Below are 19,923 nucleotides of genomic sequence, written 5' to 3' on the forward strand. Positions count from 1 at the left end.
GTTCAGGCTTTGGGCCGGGCATGGGCGGCCAGCCGTTCCAGGGCTGCGCGCAAGCCTGGGTCGCTGATCCCTTCGGCCGTTGCCTGCAGGGTTTCGGCCGCATTTTCCGACAGGTCCATCGTATGCCCCACTGCGCCTTGCGGCACGGTGGGCGGCTGTACCTTGAACTGAATGCGCGTCAAACCGGCGAACTCGTCAAAGACCATCAACTGGCGCTGCAAGCGTTTTTGCTGATAGCGCAAGCGTGTGGCCCAATGGCCATCAGTGACAATTAATAGCAGATTGCCTTCTCGCCAGGACGCCACATGACAATGCTCACGTGCGGCCGGTTGCAACTGGCTTTCAAGCAGGCGCTGCAAACGGCCCAAGCGTTGCGCATGGCCAAAGATGGCTTTCAACGGCTTGGCTTCGCGAAGCAACACGCCGGGAGCGCGGGCTGTAAGAGGGCGAAATGCCATGTTTAGACACCTTAGGTAACAGAGCGGTTATCTTACCAGAAAGCGCCGGTACGCCCCGCGGCCATGCCTTGGCTGGGCTTTACCCATGAAATCAATAAGTAACTTCTGCGCTCTATGGGTTGAAGTTCGCGCAAAAGCCCTTATTTTAAACAAGCCCTCTCATAGCGCCGCGCCTGCATCGGGAAACAACGTTACTTTCCTCACCCACGATTCCGGGTAGAATGCGCGTTCGCAATGCGGCCGTGAGGGCTGCTCGGGCCACTCACGGTGCGCCCTCCATCCCTATGTGTGGAAGAACCTGCCGATATGTTTGCGCCTTTGTTAAAGAAACTTTTTGGAAGCAAGAATGAGCGCGAAGTCAAACGCATGCTCAAGACGGTGCAGCTGGTCAATGCCTTCGAGGAGCAGATGGTTGCTCTGTCGGACGAGCAATTGCGCGCCAAGACCCAAGAGTTCAAGGCCCGCATAGCCAAAGGTGAAACCCTCGACAAGCTGCTGCCCGAAGCCTTCGCGGTCGCCCGCGAAGCCGGTAAGCGCGTTATGGGCATGCGCCACTTCGACGTCCAGTTGATCGGCGGCATGACCTTGCATGAAGGCATGATTGCCGAAATGCGTACCGGTGAAGGCAAGACCCTGGTGGCAACCCTGGGCGTTTACCTCAACGCACTGTCCGGCAAGGGCGTGCACGTTGTGACGGTGAACGACTACCTGGCCCGCCGGGACGCCAACTGGATGCGCCCGCTGTATGAATTCCTCGGCCTGACCGTCGGCGTGGTAACGCCGTTCCAGCCGCCGGAAGAGAAGCGCGCTGCCTACGCCGCCGATATCACCTACGGCACCAACAACGAATTCGGTTTCGACTACCTGCGCGACAACATGGCGTTCAGCATGGAAGAAAAATTCCAGCGTGAACTCAACTTTGCCGTGATCGACGAAGTCGACTCCATCCTCATCGACGAAGCCCGTACGCCGCTGATCATCTCCGGTCAGGCCGAAGACAGCTCGCGCCTGTACACCGAGATCAACAAGTTGATCCCGCGCCTGGAGCAGCACATCGAGGAAGTCGAAGGCGTGGTGACCAAAGAAGGTCACTTCACCATCGACGAGAAGACCCGCCAGGTCGAACTCAACGAAGCCGGTCACCAGTTCGTCGAAGAGATGCTGACCCAGATCGGCGAACTGGCCGAGGGTGAAAGCCTGTACTCCGCGCACAACCTGGGCCTGTTGACCCACGTGTACGCCGGCCTGCGCGCCCACAAGCTGTTCCATCGCAACGTCGAATACATCGTGCAGGACGGCCAGGTCGTGCTGGTTGACGAACACACCGGTCGTACCATGCCCGGTCGCCGTCTGTCCGAAGGCCTGCACCAGGCCATCGAAGCGAAGGAACACCTCAACATCCAGGCCGAAAGCCAGACGTTGGCGTCCACCACCTTCCAGAACTACTTCCGTCTGTACAACAAACTGTCCGGCATGACCGGTACGGCCGACACCGAAGCGTTCGAATTCCACCAGATCTACAACCTGGCCGTGATGGTCATTCCGCCGAACAAACCGTTGGCGCGTAAAGACTACAACGACCTGGTGTTCCTGACTGCCGAAGAGAAATACGCGGCGATCATCAACGATATCAAGGACGGCATGGCCAAGGGCCGCCCGATCCTGGTGGGTACCGCCACTATCGAAACTTCCGAGCACGTGTCCAACCTGCTTAACAAGGAAGGCATCGAGCACAAGGTACTCAACGCCAAGTTCCACGAAAAGGAAGCCGAGATCATTGCCCAGGCCGGTCGCCCTGGCGCGCTGACCATCGCTACCAACATGGCCGGTCGTGGTACCGACATCCTGTTGGGCGGCAACTGGGAAGTGGAAGTGGCCTCGCTCGACAACCCGACCCCTGAGCAGATCGCCCAGATCAAGGCTGACTGGCAGAAGCGCCACCAGGCCGTGCTGGAATCCGGTGGCTTGCAGGTGATCGCCTCCGAGCGTCACGAATCGCGCCGTATCGACAATCAGCTGCGTGGCCGTGCCGGCCGTCAGGGGGACGCCGGTTCCAGCCGTTTCTACCTGTCGCTGGAAGACAGCCTGATGCGCATCTTCGCCTCTGATCGGGTGAAGAACTTCATGAAGGCCCTGGGCATGCAGTCCGGTGAAGCGATCGAGCACCGCATGGTGACCAACGCCATCGAGAAAGCCCAGCGCAAGGTCGAAGGCCGCAACTTCGACATTCGCAAGCAACTGCTCGAGTTCGATGACGTCAACAACGAACAGCGTAAAGTGATCTATCACATGCGTAACACGTTGCTGGCCGCCGACAATATTGGCGAGACCATCGCTGACTTCCGTCAGGACGTGCTCAACGCCACCGTCAGCGCCCATATCCCGCCACAGTCCCTGCCTGAACAGTGGGATGTTGCCGGCCTGGAAGCCGCGTTGAAGAGCGACTTCGGTGTCGACTTGCCGGTTCAGCAATGGCTGGACGAAGACGACCACCTGTACGAAGAAACCCTGCGCGAAAAACTGATGGCCGAACTGCTGGCCGCGTACAACGAGAAAGAAGAGCAGGCGAGTGCCGAAGCACTGCGCACCTTCGAGAAGCAAATCGTGCTGCGCGTGCTGGATGACCTGTGGAAAGACCACCTGTCGACCATGGACCACCTGCGTCACGGCATCCACCTGCGCGGTTACGCCCAGAAGAACCCGAAGCAGGAGTACAAGCGCGAGTCGTTCACGCTGTTCTCCGAGCTGCTGGATTCGATCAAGCGCGATTCGATTCGCGTGCTGTCCCACGTTCAGGTGCGTCGCGAAGACCCGATCGAGGAAGAGGCACGCCTGCGTCAGGAAGCCGAGGCGCTGGCTGCGCGCATGCAGTTCCAGCATGACGAGGCTCCGGGCCTGGAAGCGCCTGAAGCGTTGGGTGAAGAGGTCGACGTGGCCCTGGCTCAAAGCCCGGTTCGCAATGATCAGAAACTGGGCCGCAACGAGCTGTGCTTCTGCGGTTCGGGCAAGAAATACAAACACTGCCACGGCCAGATCGAATAAGATTTTCGCCTGACGCTGCAACACCCCCGCGCCGCGACCGGCACCAGCCGTCGCGGCGTTTTGCCATTAATTCCCACCGTCGATAGCGACGGCACAGACATCATCTATTTCAAGGAGCGCATACATGGCTGTTGGTCTTGGTCCTTTGCCCACATTGCACCCGGTCGCCGGTTTTGAACTCGGTATCGCTTCGGCCGGCATCAAGCGCCCGGGGCGCAAGGATGTGGTAGTGATGCGCTGTGCCGAAGGCTCGACCGTGGCAGGTGTATTCACCCTCAACGCTTTTTGCGCCGCGCCAGTGATCCTGGCCAAGCAGCGGGTGGCCGGGTCGATTCGCTACCTGCTGACCAATACCGGCAACGCCAACGCCGGCACCGGCGAGCCTGGCCTGGTGGCGGCTGCGCGCACCTGCGCCAAGCTGGCGCAACTGGCCGGCGTGGACGCCAGCCAAGTGCTGCCGTACTCCACCGGCGTGATCGGTGAGCCGCTGCCAGTGGAAAAAATCGAAGGCGCCCTTCAGGCTGCGCTGGATGACCTGTCTGTGGATAACTGGGCGGCTGCGGCCACCGGCATCATGACCACGGACACCTTGCCAAAAGGCGCGAGCCGCCAGTTCGTGCATGACGGCGTGACCGTCACCGTGACCGGTATCAGCAAGGGCGCAGGCATGATCCGTCCGAACATGGCCACCATGCTCGGTTATATCGCCACCGACGCCAAAGTCTCCCGCGATGTGCTGCAGCGCCTGATGCTCGATGGCGCCAACAAGTCGTTCAACCGCATCACCATCGACGGCGACACTTCCACCAACGACTGCTGCATGCTGATCGCCACTGGCCAGGCCAACTTGCCGGAAATCACGTCCACCGAAGGCCCGCTGTTTGCGGCGTTGAAACAGGCCGTGTTTGAAGTGTGCATGGAGGTGGCCCAGGCCATCGTGCGCGACGGCGAGGGCGCGACCAAGTTCGTCACGGTTGAAGTCAATGGCGGCGGCAACCATCAGGAATGCCTGGATGTGGGTTACACCGTTGCTCACTCGCCGCTGATCAAGACCGCACTGTTTGCATCGGACCCGAACTGGGGGCGTATCCTGGCCGCCGTTGGCCGTGCCGGCGTGCCGGACCTGGACGTGAGCAAGATCGACGTGTTCCTGGGCGATGTATGCATCGCCAGCCGCGGTGCCCGTGCCGAAACCTACACCGAAGCCCAGGGCTCGGCGGTGATGCAGCAGGAAGAAATCACCATCCGCATCGAACTGGGCCGCGGCGAGTGCAGCGAAACCATCTGGACTACCGACCTGTCCCACGAGTACGTGAAGATCAACGCGGAATACCGTACCTGATACCAAGAGGAAACTGGTGGTGAAACGAGTGCATGTAGCAGCAGCGGTGATCCGCGGTGTCGACGGCAGGATCCTGTTGGCGCGCCGTGCCGATACACAGCATCAAGGCGGCCTCTGGGAATTTCCCGGCGGCAAGGTGGAGGCCGATGAGTCGGTCGCCACGGCCTTGTCCCGTGAATTGCAGGAAGAACTGGGTATCCAGGTCACCACGGCGCGGCCGCTGATCAAGGTGCAGCACGACTACCCGGACAAGCAGGTATTGCTGGATGTCTGGGAAGTCTCGGCTTTTACCGGCGAGCCTCATGGGGCCGAAGGGCAGCCGTTGGAATGGGTGTCGCCGCGGGACTTGCTCAACTATGAGTTCCCGGCGGCGAATGCGCCGATTGTTGCTGCTGCGCGCCTGCCGGCCGAGTACCTGATCACCCCCGGTGAGCTGGAAACCCCGATGTTGTTGCGCGGTATCCAGCAGGCCATCGCTGGTGGCATCAAGCTGGTTCAACTGCGTGCGCCCAACGGCTATGACCCCAAATACCGCGATCTGGCGGTGGATGCGGTTGGCTTGTGTGCCGGCAAGGCACAACTGATGCTTAAAGGGCCGTTCGAATGGCTGGGGGATTTCCCTGCCGCCGGCTGGCACATGACCTCGGCGCAACTGCGTAAGTATGCGAGCAAAGGCCGACCGCTGCCGAAGGATCGCTGGTTGGCGGCTTCTTGCCACAACGCCGAAGAGCTGGCACTGGCAGAGATGATGGACGTGGACTTTGTCACCCTGTCGCCGGTACAGCCGACCCAGACGCATCCGGATGCGCAGCCTTTAGGTTGGGAGCAGGCGGCGCAGTTGATCGCCGGGTTCAGTAAGCCGGTGTTTCTGCTGGGCGGGGTTGGGCCTGCGCAGCGGGAGCAGGCCTGGGAAGCCGGGGCGCAAGGCGTGGCTGGGATTCGGGCCTTCTGGCCGCAGGTTTGATGTTGCGCTGACGGGCCCTATCGGGAGCAAGCCCCCTCCCACACTTGAATGTATTCACAATTCAAAATGTGGGAGGGGGCTTGCTCCCGATGAGGTCTTGCCAGTCACCCGATAAATCTCAGTGTGGCTTGGCAGCCGCCTGCCACAACACTTCAGCAACACCTTGGCGCCGGGCAATCACCCTGGCCGCCACAAACAGCAAGTCCGACAACCGATTGATATACGCCAATCCCACCCCCTCCAGCGGCTCCAGCGCATTCAGGTGCTGACACCGCCGCTCCGCACTGCGCGCCAGGCTACGACACACATGGGCTTGGGCGATCAACGCCGAGCCGCCAGGCAGGATGAAGTTCTCCAGCGGCCCAACCTCCTCATTCCAGCGATCAATCGCCGCTTCCAGCCGATCCACTTCCGCCGCATTCAATGCCTTGTACACCGGCATCGCCAGCTCGCCGCCCAGGTCGAAAAGGCGATGTTGGCAAGGTGTGAGCACCTCAATCACATCCATTAGCGCCGGATGCTTGCCGCTTTGCTCTTCAAGGTTGGCCAGCAGCAAGCCCAACTGGCTGTTCAGCGTATCCACCTCGCCAATCGCCTCCACGCGTGGGTGGTCCTTGGGCACGCGGCGGCCGTCGCCGAGGCCGGTCTCGCCCTTGTCGCCGGTACGGGTGTAGATCTTCGACAGGCGAAAGCCCATGGTCAGTGCTCCAGTTGGGTAAGTTCAGTGGGGGGGCAATAGGCTGCCGGCAAGCGGCAGGCGCAAGGTAAAGCACGTGCCCTGGCCCAGGGTGGAATGCACTTCCATCTGGCCCTTGTGGTTGTTGGTAATGATGAAATACGACACCGACAGCCCAAGCCCGGTGCCCTGGCCGATTTCCTTGGTGGTGAAGAACGGCTCGAACGTGCGTTTGCGCACGTTTTCGCTCATGCCGATGCCGTTGTCTTCCACCTGGATTTCTGCCCACGGCGGGTTGAGGCGGGTGCGCAGGATAATGCGCCCCGGTTCGCTGTCGTCTTCACGCAGGTGAATGGCCTGGGCGGCGTTCTTCAGCAAATTGAGCAGCACTTGTTCCAGCTCGTTGGCGGTGCCGGGCACGGGGCCCAGTTGCGGGTCGAACTGGCGGATGATCGCTTGGCCCTTGAAGTCGAAGCCGATGGTGAGGTCGAAATCGTTGCCGGCAATTTCCACGGCCTGGTCGATCAAGGCCGGCAAGTCGCAGGGGGCCATCTGGCGATTACTGCGCCGGCTGAAGCTGAGCATGTGGGTGACGATTTTCGCGGCGCGGGCGCCAGCTTGCTGGATGCCGTCGAGCAACTGCGGGACTTCGCGGCCTTGCAGGTAGCGATTGACCGTGTCCAGTTCAATCCCCACTTGTTCGGCGAGCTCCAGGTTCTTGGGCAGGTCGGGGGACAGGCGGCGGCGAATGTTCTGCACGTTATGCAGGATGGCGCCCAGAGGGTTGTTGATCTCATGGGCCATACCGGCCGCGAGGCCGCCGACCGAGAGCATCTTCTCAGATTGCACCATCATTTCTTCCAGGGACAGGCGCTGGGTGATGTCGTCGATCCGGATCACCACGCCGCGCCCGGCACCGCCCATCAATGGATAGAACGTCAGGGCGTAATGCTTGGGCTCGTCGTCCTTGATCCAGGTGACCCGTTCTATCCGCTCCACCGAGTGTTGCTCCACCGTTGCCTTGATTTGTGGCAGGTACGGCTTGAGGGGCTGGAAGGCCAGAAAGATCGGCTGGTTCAGGGCTTCGTCCAGGCGCGTGCCGGAGAGAGCAGTGGCTTCCTGGTTCCACTGAGTGACGTAGAGCTGTTCATCCAGGGCGATCAGCGCCGAGGGCATCGAGTCGATGATGCTGTTGAGGTAGTTCTGGAAACCGGTGAGTTTTTTCTCGATCTTGCTGCGCACCTGAACTTCCAGTTCGAGCTTGCGGTTGGTATGCCGGGTTTCTTCGGCCAAACCCTGGGCCTGGTCGTAGGCGGCCTGGGAGTCGTCGCGGGCGCGCTTGAGTTGCTGCTCGCGGGCTTCGATACGCGACAGCATGGTGTTGAAAGCTTCGGCCAGGCTGCCGATTTCATCATGGTTGCCAGGCCCTGCGCGCAGGGCGTAGTTCTCTTCGCGGGTGACCTGGCGCGAAAGCTCTTCCAGTTCATGGATGGGGCGGGTAATCAGGCGTTTGATCTGCCGGGCGATGACCAGCCACAGCAACACACTGAAGATCAGGATGCCCAGGCTCGCGGTCAGCGTGCCGGTATAGAAGGCCACCGGCAGCTCACTTGTGGCCACCAGCAACAAATGCCCGGAAGGCTGGTTGCCACGGGGCAGGGTGATGACCTGGTTGCTGCGAAACTCGGTAACACGCCACGCTTCAATATGCCGGTAGTGGTCCGGCAGGTGCAGGCGGTCGCCGTGTTGCATCTGCGCCAGGCGGTTGCCTTCGCCGTCATACAGGGCGGCGGCGCGCAACGGTGAATAGCTGGTCAGTTCGTTGAGCAGTGCCTCGGCCTTGGTCGGGGATTCAAGCGCCTGTGCGGCAAGCGACGGGTTGGACACCAGCCGACCGATGGCCTGCAAGGCCTGGGGGGCCATGCTTTCCTGGGAGATCCAGTAAGCAGCGCTGATAAACGTCAGGTTGGCCACCAGCAATACGGTGGTCAACAGTACTAGCAGGGCCGCCAGCAGTTTCTGCCCTACCGGTAGATTTTCAAGACGCTGGCGCAGTGGCATCAGGGGGTTCCCAGGTGATAGACAGGTAGGCAGGGTAGCGCGTGCCTCAGTCGCTGGCCAATCCGCGTGCGAGCAAATGCGTCACCAGGCGCGCGTGCACCTGTTGCAGATGCGGCACTGCCAACTGATGGCGGGCCGCGGCCTGGCAAGCGTAGCCCAGCAGGTAACTGATCTCGGTGCGTCGGGCGTTGGCGACGTCCTGGTACATGGAGGAATAGTTGGCGGCGGTGGCCTGGATCACTCGCTCGACTTCGCTGTGCAAGTCCTGTGCAGCCGCAGGCTGGCCGCAGCGCTCCAGCAGTTCGGCCAGCTCGGCGCAGAGCGTGGCGACCTCGCAGTGGTGGGCGCTTAAACCGCCGTTGCGGCAGTGGTACAGCACGGTCAGTGGGTTGATGGCGCAATTGAGCGCGAGCTTGCGCCACAGGCGCGTCAGGATATCGGTGGCCCATTCATGGGGAATGCCCGCCGCTTGCAGATCATCCAGCCACAGCGGTGGGGTGGGATGGCTCGCGTCACCCAGCCAAGTGTAGCCATGGCCGGCGAATACCACGCGCCAATCGCCATCGCGAAATGCACCTTCAGTGCTGGAGGCAAAGATGCAGCGCGCCGACGGCCATTGCGCAGCCACCGCGTCCTGGCTGCCGAGGCCGTTTTGCAGCAGGATCAATTCGGCGTCCGGCGCCAGACGATGCTGCAACTGGGCGATGGCGCTTTGAGCGTCGTAGGCTTTGCATGCTACTAGCAGGCGCCGAATCGGCTCCGGGTTGTCAGGCGTTTCGCCGATGACCGGATAAGTGTGTTCCACACCGCGTTCCACCAGGGTCAGCCCTTGGCCGGCGCGATAGCTGGCCAGGCGCGCCTGGTTACGAAGAATCAGCCTGACGGGCACGCCGGCGCGCGCCAGTCGCGTGGCCCAGAGGGTGCCCAGGCTGCCGGCGCCAAGAATATGCCAGGGGGTCGACATCAGTGTGTACTCCATAAGGTCGCCAGCGGTGAACGGCGCGAAAGAACCGCTATAATGCCCCGGCATTTTAGCTCGGGCGCGCTCCATCTCTACTGAGCCCGCCCCTTATATTGGAGAAATCACATGCCTTCGTTCGACGTGGTATCTGAACTGGACAAACACGAAGTCACCAACGCCGTCGAGAACGCCGTCAAGGAACTGGACCGTCGCTATGACCTGAAAGGCAAGGGCAGCTTCGAATTCAAGGAAAAGGAACTGACCGTCAACCTGACCGCTGAAGCCGATTTCCAGCTGGAAGCGATGATCGAGATCCTCAAGCTGGCCCTGGTCAAGCGCAAGATCGACGTGCAGTGCCTTGAAGTCAAGGACGCCTATGCTTCCGGCAAGCTGATGAAGCAGGAAGCCGTGCTCAAGGAAGGCATCGATAAGGAGCTGGCGAAGAAGATCGTCGCCCACATCAAGGACGCCAAGCTCAAGGTCCAGGCCGCCATTCAGGGCGAGCAGGTTCGCGTCACCGGCAAGAAGCGCGATGATCTACAAGAGGCTATTGCGGCCCTGCGTGCCAAGACTTTCGATATGCCGCTGCAGTTCAATAACTTCCGCGACTGATGGCACTTTGGGGAACCTGTGGGTGTTTTTGACGTCCCACGCCCCAGAATCAGTGCCTACAATTGAGCCCTTCGGGGCTCAATTGCGTTTTCAGGCAGTCAATAGAGCCCTATCGCCGCACCACAGGAGAAAGTAGATGGATTTGAACGCTGAAATGGATCACCTGATCAAGACCTCCCAGTCTTGGATCCCCATGATCATGGAATATGGCAGCCGGGTATTACTGGCAGTGATCACCCTGGCCATTGGCTGGTGGCTGATCAATGTCTTTACCCATCGTGTAGGCCGTTTGCTGGCCGTGCGCAACGCCGACCTGGCGCTGCAGCACTTCGTCACCAGCCTGGCGAACATTGCGCTGAAAGTCATGCTGATCGTCAGCGTGGCCTCGATGATCGGCGTGGCAACCACCTCGTTCGTCGCCGCCATCGGTGCGGCAACCCTGGCGATCGGCCTGGCATTGCAGGGCAGCCTGGCGAACTTCGCTGGTGGTGTGCTGATTCTGCTGTTTCGTCCGTTCCGCATCGGTGACTGGATCGAAGCGCAGGGCACCTCGGGTACCGTCGATAGCATCCAGATCTTCCACACCGTGATCCGTACCGGTGACAACAAGACAGTGATCGTGCCGAACGGCATCCTGTCCAACGGCATCATCACCAATACCAACCGCCAGCCGACCCGCAAGGTGGTTTTTGATGTGGGCGTGGACTACGAGGCCGACCTGCAAAAAGCCCGTGAAGTGTTGCTGGAGCTGGCCAAAGATCCACGCGTGCTGGCTGATCCTGCGCCTGTAGCGGTGGTCTCGACCCTGGGTGATAGCTCCATCACCGTTTCCCTGCGTTGCTGGACCAACACCCCGGATTATTGGGACGTGGTGTTTATGTTTAATGAACTGGCACGTGACCGTTTGAAAGCGGCAGGGATTGATATTCCGTTTCCACAACGGGTTATTCGCGTGATGCAGGAAAGTGCGCCGAAATAACTTGGCGTACTGCTATCGAAGTTGGCCGAAAGGTCAGCTTTGATAAACTAGTTACTTAGCTTGCTAGTTGTTTTGTTGTTTGAAACAAAACTGCAATAAAAAAGCCGCTCCCTGTTAAACGCAGGAGCGGCTTTTTGTTTAAGGCCGAAGCCTCAAGCCATCGTTGTAATTAAACCGGCAATTACAAGATGTTCAGCGGGTAGTGCGCGATCAGGCGCAGTTCGTCGATCGAAGGCGAACCGTAGTAAACGCCATCCCCGGAACGATAAGTCGCTTGACGCAGGCGCAGGCTCAGGTTTTTTGCCGGGCCGCTCTGGATCACGTACTTGGCTTCGATGTCGCGTTCCCATTCTTTGCCGTTGCTGGTAGTGCCGGTGTTGGCGCCGCTACCGGTAACGTAACGCGTCATGAAGCTCAGGCCAGGAATGCCGAAGGTTGCCATGTTGATGTCATAGCGCGCCTGGTAGGACTTCTCGCCTTCGGCGTTGAAGTCGGAACGGGCGATGGAGTTGGCCAGGAACACCGTGCCGCCGCCGTCTACGCCGTAGCCGTAGTCGCCGTCACCGGTAACCTTCTGGGCTGCCAGGGTGAAGGTGTGCGCGCCGATGGTGTAGGCACCCTGCAAGCTGAACGCGCGGTTGTCGAGCTTGGTCACACCATCCTTCTCTGCACGTTGCAGGCCGGCGCCATCGCTCTTGGTATCGTAGATGTTGAAGTCCAGCGCGAACGACTGGTCATCGCTCAGGGCGTGGGTCCAGTTCAGGTTGCTGTAGTACTTGCGGAAGTAATCTTCGGTTTTCGCGTAGTACAGGCTACCGGTGACTTCTGGAGTGAAGGCATAGACGCCGCCGACAAAGTCGGTTTTGGTCAGGCCCAGGCTGTCGTGGTAGGTCTGCGCCTGCGCGACGCTTGAGGTGAAGTGGCCGCCCTCAAGCTTCAGGCCCTTGATCTCGTTGCTGGTGATCGAGATACCTTGTGGCAGCTCCGGCAACAGACGGCTGTCATCAGAGGCGAACACCGGTGCGGTGGTGTATTGGTCACCCACTTTCAACACGGTATTGGAGATGCGGAACTTAACTGCGCCGCCGCCTTTGGAGTAGTCGTCCTGGGAGCGACCGTCGGAACCGGTAGGGAACAGACCTGTGCCGGCGCGACCCTTGCCGCTGTCGAGCTTGAGGCCCATCAGGCCGATCACGTCCACACCGACACCAATGGTGCCCTGGGTGAAGCCCGATTCGTACAGGGCATTGAAGCCCAGGCCGGTTTCTTCGGCGCGGCTTTTACGCTTGCCGTTGACGGTGCTGTAACCGCCCCCTGGCTCATTACGGAAGTCGCGGCTGAAGTACAGAGCGCGAGTATTGATGCTGAAAGTACTGTCTTCAACAAAGCCCTTGGAATCGTCCTGGGCGGACGCCATTGCGAACTGCGAGGTGCCTGCTGAAACAGCCAGGGCGATCATGCTCCACTTCATCACGCGCATCGTGATTTGCTCCTTTGGTTTTAGGAAGAGTACTGCCGTCCCACCTGTATTTTTATCTGGGCGGCTCTTTCTTTTTTTGCCGGCGCAAAGTTATCTCACGCAGGCTCTATTGACGATACTTACTCAATTATCCTTTCAGCTTCTTTACGAGGCTGTCGTAAATCGCTAGATCCATGTCGCAAATTCACAGCCAGAAATGTATCCAGGCTGACAACTTCAATGCTGTTTTCAGACTTCTTTCAAAGTTTGAACACTTCCTTGATACACACTGAAACGCCACTACTTTTATCGCGAAACACCTGCTTCCAGGCCGGTGCCGTTGCCGACGATACCGGGGTGAATGCAACAAGCGTGCTCAAACCGGTGAGCGAATGTCATTTTTTCGTGAAAAGCGTGATGGGAGTGTAAAAACCGCATAAGCACGGGCCTTTTACGCCGTTTGGTTTGGGCATGACTCCCAGGGTGTTACCGCTGTTCGGTGCTACGCAATACCTGCACCTGAGTAAAACGTTACCGGTTAACCCCATCAGTGGGTAATTGGCGGATCCCTTTGACGCACGAGTGGGTCATTTTGGTGCGTGCCGTTGAGGCCCGGTCTAGCGTAGATCAACTGTTTTTCTGCCTCCAAAAGGTGCATTTTTTCACCCGCCCGCCTCAACAGTGCCAGGATTGGCCGTGAAGCCTTGGGCGTTCAAAGGTATGCTGGGCGCCTGTCCCGACCTGCCGAACGGAGTGCCCACGTGTTCGCCTTAGATCAACGCCTGCAACAAGATACCTTGGCCATTGGGGACTTCCCGCTCTGTCGCCTGCTGCTGTCCAATGACGCCAATTACCCCTGGTTCATTCTGGTGCCACGCATCGACGGTATCAGCGAAGTGTTTCAACTGGATGTCGCAGATCAACAAACCTTGTGGCAAGAAACGACGGCCCTGGCGCAACTGCTTAACGAGGGGCTGGCCGCTGACAAGATGAATATCGGTGCGCTGGGTAACGTCGTCAGCCAATTGCATGTGCATGTGATCGTGCGCAAACGCGATGACGCGGCCTGGCCGGCGCCGGTGTGGGGCAAGCATCCGGCCCGGCCCTATACCCAAGAGCAAGTGGCGGCGATTCGCGCTCGATTGCGTGCGCTGTTGCCTGCCGACTTCATCTTTACCCAGGACTGAATCATGGACCTGCAAGAGCGCGTTACCGACCTGGAAAGCCGCCTGGCCTTCCAGGACGACACCATCGAGACCCTCAACGACATCCTGGTCACACAGCAGCGGGCGGTTGAACGCCTGCAATTGCAAATGACGGCCTTGCTCAAGCGCCAGGAAGAAATGGGCGGCCAGTTCGAGTCATCTGAAGAAGAAGCGCCGCCGCCGCACTATTGAAATGCACAGGCCATAAAAAACCGCGATCCAGCCAACGCCGGATCGCGGTTTTTTTTGCTGCGAAGGCTTGGGATCAGCGACGCGGCAGGGCAGCGATGACGTCTTCGGCTTGCAGGCCCTTGTCACGGTTCATCACCGAGAACTCCACGCGCTGGCCTTCGACCAGCACGCGATGGCCTTCGCCACGGATAGCCCGGAAGTGGACGAAGATATCGTCGCCCGAATCGCGGGAAATGAAGCCGAAGCCTTTGGAGGTGTTGAACCACTTGACGGTACCGGTATCCCGGTTGGTCATGTCGTAGTTTTGCGACGCGGCCGCCGGAGACGAACGGTAGAAGCTGATGGCCAGGTGAAGAACAATGGCAACCACAGCAATCACCAGGCTGAGCAGGATAGCCGGATGGCCACCCACTTCAGGCATAGGCGCCAAAAGGGTGAGGGTTTGAACAACAACAGTCAGCACCAGCAGCGCACTGACCAGGTTTTGCAGTTGATGACGCGTGCCTTTGTTCCAGTAAGGGATTACCGGTGCGAGCGTCAGGTTAAGAAGGCCGAACAAGGCCAGGTACAGAGCGTCATGTTGTTGCAGGTAGGGCAGGCTTTCAGGCTGCAGGCTCGGGATAAAGGACAGCAGCAAAGCTGCAACGCCCGTTAGCAGGTGGACGATTTTCAACATTTTGATTAACTCACGTTAAGACGGATCACAAGGAAGAGCTGACTGGCACGGTTCGCTTCTGAACAATGGGAGGCGTTGAGCACGTGCACGGGTATCAGCCTATGTGAAGTGCCGCAGGAATAAACGGCAGCCACACGGCGTCTATTTAACAGCAAAGGCTGTGCCTACTCAAATCAAGCATTTCGGGGTGTTGCGACGGCAACGGCATTTGTGCAGCAAACGCTTGTCCTAGACAGGTGCAGGATTTTTTGGCGGGCGTTGCGAGACCGTTCCTACGGCTAAAAAGGCTTGCCAATTCGCGAGTTGCAAGCGATGCGGGGCGATTTGCCGCAGGTCGCCTGGGTGTGACGGGCTGCATGCGGCTCGCTCTCTTGCTAGAGTGGTCCTGCACCTGATCAATGAATACTCGTCAATTGAAGGGGAAAAACATGGCAATCGATATTGGTATCAGTGAAGAAGACCGTAAGTCCATCGTCGACGGACTTTCACGACTGCTGTCCGATACCTATGTTCTGTATCTGAAGACCCACAACTTCCATTGGAACGTCACAGGCCCCATGTTTCGTACGCTGCACTTGATGTTCGAGGAGCAGTACAACGAATTGGCGCTGGCGGTGGACTCCATTGCCGAGCGCATCCGTGCCCTGGGCTTCCCGGCGCCGGGCGCCTATTCAATCTACGCCCGCCTGTCTTCGATCAAGGAAGAGGAGGGTGTGCCGAGCGCCGAAGAGATGATCAAGCAACTGGTGGCCGGTCAGGAAGCGGTTACGCGTACCGCCCGAGGCATCTTCCCGCTGCTGGACAAGGTCAGCGATGAGCCGACGGCCGACCTGTTGACCCAGCGTATGCAGGTACACGAGAAAACCGCGTGGATGCTGCGTTCGCTGCTCGAAAACCAGTAACTGTCGAACCCGGGCGGCGCTGTTTCAGCGCTGCCTGCTTGTTTCCCTGCGCTTCCTGGCGTTGTCCTACGACTAACGACTCCCCGTCTTCTGGCTGCTGCACGCTGGGTGCTGTTTTATAGGCCCATCGTTCAATGGGAGAAGCCCATTGGCTGCTGTTTGGCAATGGAGTGTCGGGTGTATGTCACGTGGAATGGGTAAAGGAGTGATGGAAACCTGTGGTTTTCACAAGATAAAGGTCGACCCTTTTGCAAAAGGGTTCGATATGGGGCTGGCCAAGCCCTTGTCGCGGTCGGTCAGGCTCAATGGGTTTTCGACCTGCCTGCGGCTTGAGCAGATCTACTGGAACATCCTGACGGAGATCGCCAGGATCAATGCCTGTTCGGTCAGTGCCTTGTTGTCCTATGTCGATCGGGAAGTGCATTTGCGTTACGGAGGCGTGAAGAACTTCAGTGGGCTGGTGAGGGTGGTGTGCGTGGTTCACGTGCTCAAGGGCCGGGTTGCTCCCGCCGCTGAGGGCACCTTCGCGTCGTAGCCCGGCGGCCCTGGGCCCGGCCTTCATCCTTGTGGGCCGGCCCCGGGGCAGAAAGCCGGCTGCGCTGTGTCGATTTACCAGATATAATCCCGCGCTTTGCTGCGCATGCCGGGGCTTTATGCACAGGGCAGGGCGTGGCGCTGTAACGATCTGATCGCCGAGACATCTCCATGCCCATGTACGACTATCAATGCGCTTCCTGTGGTCACCAGTTGGAAGCCATTCAGAAGATCAGCGCAGCGCCGCTGGTCGATTGCCCTGCCTGCCAGGCACCTGAGTTGAAGAAGATGTTGTCCATGCCGGGCTTCCGCCTGAGCGGCAGCGGCTGGTACGAGACTGATTTCAAGACCGGTGCCAAGAAGAACCTGGCCGGCGGCGACAAAGCAGACTGAGTTGAACTCTACGCGCAGGCTCCTGCATTATCCGTCCCCTGCTTTAATGTACGGTGACGAGGCGGGCCTGCCACCGAATTTCGAATTACGAGAAGTGAAACCACGACCATGATGCGCAGCCACTATTGCGGCCAACTGAACGAGACCCTGGAAGGTCAGGAAATCACCCTTTGCGGATGGGTTCACCGTCGCCGCGACCACGGCGGGGTGATCTTCCTCGATATCCGTGATCGCGATGGTCTGGCCCAGGTAGTGTTCGACCCGGACCGCGCCGAGAGCTTCGCCGCCGCCGACCGCGTGCGCAGCGAATACGTCGTCAAGATCACCGGCAAGGTACGCCTGCGTCCGGCCGGTGCCGTGAACAAGAACATGGCGTCCGGCGGCATTGAAGTGCTGGGCTATGAGCTGGAAGTGCTGAACGAGTCGGAAACCCCGCCGTTCCCACTCAACGAATACTCCGACGTTGGCGAAGAAACCCGCCTGCGCTACCGCTTCCTGGACCTGCGTCGTCCGGAAATGGCCGAGAAGCTGCGCCTGCGTTCGCGCATGACCACCAGCATCCGTCGCTTCCTGGACGAGAACGGCTTCCTTGATGTCGAGACGCCGATCCTCACCCGGGCTACCCCGGAAGGCGCACGTGACTACCTGGTGCCTAGCCGTACCCACGCCGGCAGCTTCTTCGCCTTGCCGCAATCGCCGCAGCTGTTCAAGCAACTGCTGATGGTGGCTGGCTTCGACCGTTACTACCAGATCGCCAAGTGCTTCCGTGACGAAGACCTGCGCGCTGACCGCCAGCCGGAATTCACCCAGATCGACATCGAGACCAGCTTCCTCGATGAAAAAGAGATCATGGGCCTGACCGAGCAGATGATCCGCAACCTGTTCAAGGAAGTGCTGGACCTGGAGTTCGGCGAATTCCCGCACATGACCTTCGAAGAAGCCATGCGCCGCTACGGTTCCGACAAGCCAGACCTGCGTAACCCGCTGGAACTGGTGGACGTGGCCGACCAGCTCAAGGATGTCGACTTCAAGGTGTTCAGCGGCCCGGCCAACGACCCTAAATGCCGCATTGCTGCCCTGCGCGTACCTGGCGGCGCGAGCATGCCGCGCAAGCAGATCGACGACTACACCAAGTTTGTCGGCATCTATGGTGCCAAGGGCCTGGCGTACATCAAGGTCAACGAGCGCGCCAACGGCGTTGACGGCCTGCAATCGCCGATCGTGAAAAACATCCCTGAAGCCAACCTGAACACGATCCTCGATCGTGTCGGTGCCGTTGACGGCGACATCGTGTTCTTCGGCGCCGACAAGGCCAAGATCGTCAGCGAAGCCCTGGGCGCGCTGCGTATCAAGCTCGGTCACGACCTGAACCTGCTGACCTGCGAATGGGCACCGATGTGGGTCGTCGACTTCCCGATGTTCGAAGAGAACGACGACGGCAGCTTCAGCGCGTTGCACCACCCGTTCACCGCGCCGAAGTGCTCCCCGCAGGAGTTGGAAGCCAACCCGGCAGGCGCACTGTCCCGTGCCTACGACATGGTGCTCAACGGTACTGAGCTGGGTGGCGGTTCGATCCGTATCCACCGCAAAGAGATGCAACAAGCGGTGTTCCGCCTGCTGGGCATCAACGAAGCGGAACAGGAAGAGAAGTTCGGCTTCCTGCTCGACGCCCTGAAATACGGCGCGCCACCGCACGGTGGTTTGGCGTTCGGCCTGGACCGTCTGGTGATGCTGATGACCGGCGCCCAGTCGATCCGTGAAGTGATCGCCTTCCCGAAAACCCAGAGCGCTGCGGACGTCATGACCCAGGCCCCAGGTGTGGTGGATGCCAAGGCGTTGCGCGAACTGCACATCCGTCTGCGCGAGACGCCGAAGGCTGAGTAAGGCTGCAGCGTGAAAGCGCGATAAGGTTGTACGCAGTCAAAAAGGCGCATCTTCGGATGCGCCTTTGCGTTTAAAAGAGGGAAATCCCGCCGGGGGCGGGATTGATAAGGTTTCTAGAGAATTTCGGAGTTGTGTTATGGCTGGCCATTCCAAGTGGGCGAACATCAAGCACCGCAAAGAGCGTCAGGATGCCAAGAAGGGCAAGATCTTCACCAAGTGGATTCGCGAACTGACCGTCGCAGCCCGTCAGGGCGGCGGTGACCCGGGCTCTAACCCGCGTCTGCGCCTGGCGCTGGACAAGGCGCTGGGTGCCAACATGAGCCGCGACATCATTGACCGCGCCGTGGCTCGTGGTGCCGGTGCGGCCGACACCGACGATATGGTCGAACTGACCTATGAAGGCTACGGCCCGGGCGGCGTGGCGGTGATGGTCGAGTGCATGACCGATAACCGCAACCGCACCGCCGCAGCCGTGCGCCACGCGTTCAGCAAATGCGGTGGCAACCTCGGCACGGATGGTTCGGTGGCCTACCTGTTCGAACGCAAAGGGCAGATCACCTTCGCTCCTGGCACCGATGAAGACGCGCTGATGGAAGCCGCGATGGAAGCGGACGCCGACGACGTGGTCACCAACGAAGACGGCTCTATCGATGTGTTTACCTCGTTCGCCAGCTTCTACGCCGTGCGTAATGCCCTGCAAGCTGCTGGTTTCAGCGGCACCGACGCGGAAATCGTGATGCTGCCGACCACCAGTGCCGAGCTGGACCTGGAGGGGGCGCAGAAGGTGTTGAAGATGCTGGATATGCTTGAAGACCTGGATGATGTGCAGAATGTGTATTCGAATGCCGACATCCCTGAGTCTGTGGCCGAACAGCTCACTTAAGAACGATGAATATCCCAATGTGGGAGGGGCTTGTGTGGGAGGGGGCTTGCTCCCGATGGCGGTGGGTCAGTCACAAATGTACTTACTGACACTCCCTCATCGGGAGCAAGCCCCCTCCCACATTAGAGTCTCTGTGTATCAAAAAATGTGTTTATCCAACCCGCAGGCGTTATGACTTTAATCCTAGGTATCGACCCCGGTTCGCGCATCACCGGTTTTGGCGTGGTGCAGCAGACCCCGCGCGGCTGCATCTATGTTGCCTCGGGCTGCATCCGCACCGGCGCAGGGGAATTGGCCGAGCGGCTGCAGATCGTCTATCGCGGCGTACGTGAAGTCATCCAGACCTACGGCCCGATCACCATGGGCATCGAAAAGGTCTTCATGGCCAAGAACGCCGATTCGGCTCTCAAGCTCGGCCAGGCCCGTGGCGCTGCCATCGTGGCGGGTGCCGAGGAGGGCATGGAGATCGCTGAATACACCGCGACCCAGGTCAAACAGGCCGTGGTCGGCACCGGTGCAGCCAACAAGGAACAGGTGCAGATGATGGTCATGCACATGCTCAAGCTCACTTCAAAACCGCAGATCGACGCCTCCGACGCCCTGGCCATCGCCATTTGCCATGCACATACCCGTTCCAGCCTGCTGCCTCACGGCTTGGGAACGGCACGTAGTCGTGGCGGGCGGCTGCGTCTCTGATAGC

The 19,923-nt window shown here is 59.6% G+C and carries 19 protein-coding genes; 13 read left to right on the forward strand and 6 right to left on the reverse strand.

Features of this window, described 5'->3' with window-relative positions; all coding sequences use genetic code 11:
* Nucleotides 1-2 precede the first annotated feature (2 nt).
* Nucleotides 3-458 carry a DciA family protein gene (locus E4O98_RS27380; protein ID WP_005790949.1) on the reverse strand — a complete coding sequence of 152 codons (456 nt, stop codon included), beginning with the start codon at nucleotides 456-458 and terminating at the stop codon, nucleotides 3-5.
* 306 nt (nucleotides 459-764) lie between these two features.
* On the opposite strand from E4O98_RS27380, the gene secA reads away from it, so the two are divergent.
* From secA to E4O98_RS27395, 3 genes are all read left to right on the forward strand, one after another.
* The gene (secA, locus tag E4O98_RS27385) at nucleotides 765-3,500 is read left to right on the forward strand and encodes a preprotein translocase subunit SecA (RefSeq protein ID WP_005790947.1); all 2,736 of its coding nucleotides are present in this window, start codon (nucleotides 765-767) and stop codon (nucleotides 3,498-3,500) included.
* Nucleotides 3,501-3,624: 124 nt separating this feature from the next.
* A complete protein-coding gene (argJ, locus tag E4O98_RS27390) occupies nucleotides 3,625-4,842 on the forward strand; it encodes a bifunctional glutamate N-acetyltransferase/amino-acid acetyltransferase ArgJ (RefSeq protein ID WP_005790945.1) in 1,218 nt (405 codons plus the stop codon).
* 19 nt (nucleotides 4,843-4,861) lie between these two features.
* Entirely contained in the window at nucleotides 4,862-5,806 is a 945-nt protein-coding gene (locus E4O98_RS27395) for a Nudix family hydrolase (RefSeq protein ID WP_148852628.1), read from the forward strand.
* A gap of 118 nt (nucleotides 5,807-5,924) precedes the next feature.
* Here the strand turns inward: E4O98_RS27395 and E4O98_RS27400 are convergent, their stop codons facing one another.
* Genes E4O98_RS27400 through E4O98_RS27410 form a run of 3 tightly spaced genes read right to left on the reverse strand, consistent with a single transcriptional unit; the run spans nucleotide 5,925 to nucleotide 9,507 of the window.
* Nucleotides 5,925-6,503 (reverse strand): cob(I)yrinic acid a,c-diamide adenosyltransferase, encoded by a 579-nt coding sequence (locus tag E4O98_RS27400; RefSeq protein WP_005790941.1) that lies wholly within the window; start codon nucleotides 6,501-6,503, stop codon nucleotides 5,925-5,927.
* Nucleotides 6,504-6,527: 24 nt separating this feature from the next.
* On the reverse strand, nucleotides 6,528-8,543 hold the full coding sequence (locus tag E4O98_RS27405) for an ATP-binding protein (protein WP_248136780.1): 2,016 nt from the start codon (nucleotides 8,541-8,543) through the stop codon (nucleotides 6,528-6,530).
* A 46-nt stretch (nucleotides 8,544-8,589) separates the two neighbouring features.
* Entirely contained in the window at nucleotides 8,590-9,507 is a 918-nt protein-coding gene (locus E4O98_RS27410; protein WP_103734711.1) for a putative 2-dehydropantoate 2-reductase, read from the reverse strand.
* Nucleotides 9,508-9,630: 123 nt separating this feature from the next.
* On the opposite strand from E4O98_RS27410, the gene E4O98_RS27415 reads away from it, so the two are divergent.
* On the forward strand, nucleotides 9,631-10,116 hold the full coding sequence (locus tag E4O98_RS27415; protein ID WP_003193880.1) for a YajQ family cyclic di-GMP-binding protein: 486 nt from the start codon (nucleotides 9,631-9,633) through the stop codon (nucleotides 10,114-10,116).
* A 136-nt stretch (nucleotides 10,117-10,252) separates the two neighbouring features.
* Nucleotides 10,253-11,095: a mechanosensitive ion channel family protein gene (locus E4O98_RS27420; RefSeq protein ID WP_005790935.1), complete on the forward strand. Its 843-nt coding sequence runs from the start codon at nucleotides 10,253-10,255 to the stop codon at nucleotides 11,093-11,095.
* 181 nt (nucleotides 11,096-11,276) lie between these two features.
* Here the strand turns inward: E4O98_RS27420 and E4O98_RS27425 are convergent, their stop codons facing one another.
* Nucleotides 11,277-12,575, reverse strand: coding sequence for an OprD family porin (locus tag E4O98_RS27425; RefSeq protein WP_248136783.1), 1,299 nt, complete (start codon nucleotides 12,573-12,575; stop codon nucleotides 11,277-11,279).
* A gap of 740 nt (nucleotides 12,576-13,315) precedes the next feature.
* Between E4O98_RS27425 and E4O98_RS27430 the strand changes: the two genes are divergently transcribed.
* Both E4O98_RS27430 and E4O98_RS27435 read left to right on the forward strand, forming a co-directional pair.
* Nucleotides 13,316-13,741 (forward strand): HIT domain-containing protein, encoded by a 426-nt coding sequence (locus E4O98_RS27430; RefSeq protein WP_032879698.1) that lies wholly within the window; start codon nucleotides 13,316-13,318, stop codon nucleotides 13,739-13,741.
* 3 nt (nucleotides 13,742-13,744) lie between these two features.
* Nucleotides 13,745-13,951: a SlyX family protein gene (locus E4O98_RS27435; RefSeq protein WP_005790924.1), complete on the forward strand. Its 207-nt coding sequence runs from the start codon at nucleotides 13,745-13,747 to the stop codon at nucleotides 13,949-13,951.
* Between the two features lie 73 nt (nucleotides 13,952-14,024).
* Here E4O98_RS27435 and E4O98_RS27695 read toward each other — a convergent pair whose 3' ends face one another.
* Nucleotides 14,025-14,627, reverse strand: coding sequence for a cold-shock protein (locus E4O98_RS27695; protein WP_005790922.1), 603 nt, complete (start codon nucleotides 14,625-14,627; stop codon nucleotides 14,025-14,027).
* Nucleotides 14,628-15,055: 428 nt separating this feature from the next.
* On the opposite strand from E4O98_RS27695, the gene E4O98_RS27445 reads away from it, so the two are divergent.
* The 6 genes from E4O98_RS27445 to ruvC all read left to right on the forward strand — a co-directional run bounded on the left by E4O98_RS27445 (nucleotide 15,056) and on the right by ruvC (nucleotide 19,919).
* Nucleotides 15,056-15,529 carry a Dps family protein gene (locus tag E4O98_RS27445; protein WP_003193874.1) on the forward strand — a complete coding sequence of 158 codons (474 nt, stop codon included), beginning with the start codon at nucleotides 15,056-15,058 and terminating at the stop codon, nucleotides 15,527-15,529.
* A gap of 181 nt (nucleotides 15,530-15,710) precedes the next feature.
* Nucleotides 15,711-16,064 carry a ribbon-helix-helix domain-containing protein gene (locus tag E4O98_RS27450; protein WP_032803701.1) on the forward strand — a complete coding sequence of 118 codons (354 nt, stop codon included), beginning with the start codon at nucleotides 15,711-15,713 and terminating at the stop codon, nucleotides 16,062-16,064.
* Nucleotides 16,065-16,234: 170 nt separating this feature from the next.
* Entirely contained in the window at nucleotides 16,235-16,456 is a 222-nt protein-coding gene (locus E4O98_RS27455) for a zinc ribbon domain-containing protein (protein WP_003193872.1), read from the forward strand.
* Between the two features lie 108 nt (nucleotides 16,457-16,564).
* Entirely contained in the window at nucleotides 16,565-18,340 is a 1,776-nt protein-coding gene (gene aspS, locus E4O98_RS27460; protein ID WP_005790914.1) for an aspartate--tRNA ligase, read from the forward strand.
* A gap of 136 nt (nucleotides 18,341-18,476) precedes the next feature.
* Nucleotides 18,477-19,223 carry a YebC/PmpR family DNA-binding transcriptional regulator gene (locus E4O98_RS27465; protein WP_032879699.1) on the forward strand — a complete coding sequence of 249 codons (747 nt, stop codon included), beginning with the start codon at nucleotides 18,477-18,479 and terminating at the stop codon, nucleotides 19,221-19,223.
* Nucleotides 19,224-19,394: 171 nt separating this feature from the next.
* Nucleotides 19,395-19,919, forward strand: a complete 525-nt coding sequence (gene ruvC / locus E4O98_RS27470) for a crossover junction endodeoxyribonuclease RuvC (RefSeq protein ID WP_076949748.1) — start codon at nucleotides 19,395-19,397, stop codon at nucleotides 19,917-19,919.
* Nucleotides 19,920-19,923: the final 4 nt, after the last annotated feature.

Source organism: Pseudomonas sp. W2Jun17, from assembly GCF_023127795.1.
In the GTDB taxonomy this organism is placed as follows: Bacteria; Pseudomonadota; Gammaproteobacteria; order Pseudomonadales; family Pseudomonadaceae; genus Aquipseudomonas; species Aquipseudomonas synxantha_A.